The following is a 3,169-nucleotide window of genomic DNA, read 5'->3' as shown; positions in this document are numbered from 1 at the left end:
CCAGGGCACCCCCATCGAAGCCGCCTGCCGCATCATCATCCTCGAAGACCAACTCGAAGAAGCCCTGCGCCTCAACGAACAACTCCGCCGCACCCCGCGCGGCCAGGAACCCGCAACCGACACCTGACCGGCCTCCGGCAACCCGGCCCACAGCTCCGCCCAACCGTACGGCCCACGCACAGGGCCGTACGGGGGCGGACGACCTCACCCTGCACGCTCTGGTCGCCCCGGAGATGGGCGACACCACTACGGCGCGCCTCACGCGAGAGCGGCGAACGAGACCGCGCCGGCCTTCATCCAGGGCCCGCACCGACGCGTGGTGCGTTAACGCCAGCCCTTTGAGGTGAGCGCGGCGAGGACGGCGGCCTGGGCGGCGGCCAACTGCTGCCACGCGGTGTCGAGTTCGCCAGTAACGTCCGCATCGTCCGGCTCGTCCGTGGTGGTGTCGGTGGGGCGCTTCATCGGCTGCGGCGCGCAGGTACGAGGGTGCCGGTGTCCAGGTGGGGGGTGGTGTCGTCGCCGGGCGCGGCCTCGTCCGGTCCCAGGGTGGTCTGGAGCTGGGCGAGTTGACGTTCGACGCCGGTCAAGCTGGCCGCGCGATCCACGGTGACGACGCCGTCCACGACGCGGCGCAGCGGGTCGGCGAGCAGCCCAGCGCGGCGTTCGGCCAGGACTTCGGTCGCGACGGCGCGGGCAGCGCCGAGACGGTTGTACCGGTTGGTGAGGTCGTCGGCGGGGGTGGCGGTGCCGAGTGGTGCCGAGTTGGGATTGTAGCCAGGCGAGGACGGGCGGTTCCATGCGCTTCCGCTCGTACTTCAGCCTCGCGGCCTCAGCCTCCGCCGCACGGGACCGCATCCTGCCGACAGGCTCACCAGCCTTGCGCCCGGCGCGGCGGACCGCTGCCTCGTACGCCGGGCCGAGATCCGCTCGATCGGCGCCCCGGGGCCTACCCGAGGCCGCGAGAGGCACCACTGGGGTGGCAGGCATCTCGGGCCCGCCACCCCTGAAGCCGTACTGCTACGAACGCTGTCAGCCGACTCGCCATTTCTGGCCGGCGTTGTTGGAGTCGCAGGCCCACACGCCCAGCCCGTCGCCCTCCCGGTCAGCGGCGAGGCAGCCGCCTGCCGCGTTCACGAGCTGGTTCCAGCCGTCGCCCACGCCCTGGAACGACCAGAGCTGGTTGTTGTTGCCGTCCTGGGCGTGGGCGAGATGGGTCCGGTGCGTATCCGGGTTGTGGTCGATGACCATGCCGCCACCGTAGGCCGTCTCGATCTGCCACATCCCGTTGCCCTTGTCCCAGAAGACCCATTCGTTGTTGGGATTCTCCGCTTCGCCCCGGGCGGCCTGGACCTCGGTACCCGGGGCGGTGCTGCCGCCTTCGAGATCGGCTTCGAATCCGTTGTTCGCCGACATGAGTTCCTCATGGACGTCGCTGGACGGCAACTCGCTGCCGGAATCCCGGACCGAGGGCGAGAATTGGACTGCGGCCTCCCCGCCGGACGTCTGGTACTCAATGGGTGCCTCGAGCAGGCCCGACGCGTCCGCGATGTCGACGAACTTCAGGACGCTCCCGCAGAACCGGCCGCCCCCTTCGGGGCAGGAGACCGGCTGGTCACCTGCCGAAATGATCCCGACCGCCGTGACGCCCTCAGGCGCGGGGACGAACACCGGCCCGCCGCTGTCTCCCCTTCCGGCCGCCGGGCCGTTCGACTGCTGCTTGGCGCTCCACGCAGGCCCGAACAGCTTGCTGTTGCCATTGCCGTCCTGGGCCTCGTACTGGAGAACCTTGCGCTTGACCTGGATCCCCCCAGCTCGCCGGAACTGGCCCCGGAGGTGATCACGATGTTGCCCACCACCGGACTGTCGGCGCCGACCACCGCGGACTTCGTCTGTCCTTGGGAGCCGCTACTGTTTGTACTGGCGCCCCGCCACACAGTCGGCTTGAAGAAGTCGGTGTTGCCGGCCTTCACGAGCGCCACGTCCACCGTGGTGTTCCGGTGGCTGACCTCAGCCGAGTCCAGGTTCGCGAACCACCCGCCCCAACCGTCGTATACGTCTTTCCTGTTCTCATCGGGGAAGCAGTGGCGCGCTGTGAACGCCCTCCCGTTGGTAGCCGTACGCTGGTCGTCCACGTGGCGCCGACGGGGCGGACCCCACCATCCGGTGCGGGAGCACGAACAGCGGGCCGTCCCGTCGCTGTCTGTCGTCAAGTCACCCGTTCATCAGCCTGGTACGGCGATCGAACGGACGGAGCCTGCGGGCCTGGCTGATGCGGCACCGTCGTGGAAGGTGCCAGCCGTGCTTCACGTGGTGCGGATCGCTGCGCCGGAAGCCCTGGTCGGCACCCGGTCGTACGCGGCGGTCGGACAGTTGTGCCGCGTTCGCACCCCAGGTCGGCGAGCCGCTCGGACTCCCTACCGGCCGTCGCACACCCCGCCTGACGCCGGCTCGACGCGTTCGGTGGCCGGCCTCGGCTGACGCCGGTCCACGTGGGCGTTGATCGTTTGTTTACCGCCTTCGCGCATGATCCTTCCTGCACAGGGCGCCCCACGCGTTCACGGGCGCGAACAGACGAGAGAGGCACACGGGGAAATGAAGACAACGAAGACGCTGCGGCACATGGCCCTCGGGATGGCGGCCGGCATGCTGGCACTGGTCGGGACGGTGGCGTCGGCAGGGACCGCGCAAGCCTACGACCTGCCGACCGCGGACATGGACGAGCCCGGCATCCTCTACCGCGGCGGCCACATCGAAGCGGGAGACACCCAGCTGATCCTGCAGAACGACGGCAACCTCGTCCTCTACCGGGCCTACCAGGAGGCAAGTCTCGTCCACCCCGTGTGGCAGGCCAACACCTGGGGCTGCGGCTACAAGGCGATCATGCAAGGCGACGGGAACTTCGTCGTCTACGACGCCAACAGCCGCCTCTGCTGGTCCGCCAACACCTTCAAGTCCAGCTCCTTGCAGAAGGCCAGCCTTCAGGTCTCCGCCCTCGGCGGCCTCAAGGTCGTCTTCGTCAACCCCAGCGGCGGCCGGAGCATCAGCTGGGCGACGATCCGCAGCTCGGACCTGTACTACTGAAGTTGAATTCGTGATGTCGGTCTGAGATCTGGTCAGCCATCCATGATCAGGCCGGTGGTGGCGAGGCATCCGTCGATGAGGTGAGGGC

General features: G+C 68.9%; 4 protein-coding genes and 1 pseudogene. 2 read left to right on the top strand and 3 right to left on the bottom strand.

Features of this window, described 5'->3' with window-relative positions; genetic code table 11:
* Window positions 1-127: pseudogene (locus AB0P03_RS40680) on the top strand (MerR family transcriptional regulator); the annotation flags it as partial.
* Window positions 128-324: 197 nt separating this feature from the next.
* Here AB0P03_RS40680 and AB0P03_RS40675 read toward each other — a convergent pair.
* The 3 genes from AB0P03_RS40675 to AB0P03_RS40665 form a co-directional block, all read right to left on the bottom strand.
* Window positions 325-462: a hypothetical protein gene (locus tag AB0P03_RS40675; protein ID WP_363633771.1), complete on the bottom strand. Its 138-nt coding sequence runs from the start codon at window positions 460-462 to the stop codon at window positions 325-327.
* Entirely contained in the window at window positions 459-587 is a 129-nt protein-coding gene (locus AB0P03_RS40670) for a hypothetical protein (protein WP_363633769.1), read from the bottom strand. The genes AB0P03_RS40675 and AB0P03_RS40670 overlap by 4 nt, the downstream gene beginning before the upstream one ends.
* A 442-nt stretch (window positions 588-1,029) precedes the next feature.
* On the bottom strand, window positions 1,030-1,668 hold the full coding sequence (locus AB0P03_RS40665; RefSeq protein ID WP_363633767.1) for a hypothetical protein: 639 nt from the start codon (window positions 1,666-1,668) through the stop codon (window positions 1,030-1,032).
* A 924-nt stretch (window positions 1,669-2,592) separates the two neighbouring features.
* On the opposite strand from AB0P03_RS40665, the gene AB0P03_RS40660 reads away from it, so the two are divergent.
* On the top strand, window positions 2,593-3,081 hold the full coding sequence (locus tag AB0P03_RS40660) for a hypothetical protein (protein WP_363633766.1): 489 nt from the start codon (window positions 2,593-2,595) through the stop codon (window positions 3,079-3,081).
* Window positions 3,082-3,169 lie beyond the last annotated feature (88 nt).

Origin of the sequence: Kitasatospora sp. NPDC088779 (assembly GCF_040685395.1) — a bacterium.
Taxonomy (GTDB): Bacteria; Actinomycetota; Actinomycetes; order Streptomycetales; family Streptomycetaceae; genus Kitasatospora.
This window is presented reverse-complemented; position numbering and strand designations above follow the sequence as displayed.

Bases quoted from the DNA above. Each gene is read 5' to 3' on its own strand.
- AB0P03_RS40675 (WP_363633771.1), bottom strand. From the start codon at position 462: ATGAAGCGCCCCACCGACACCACCACGGACGAGCCGGACGATGCGGAC.
- AB0P03_RS40660 (WP_363633766.1), top strand. From the start codon at position 2,593: ATGAAGACAACGAAGACGCTGCGGCACATGGCCCTCGGGATGGCGGCC.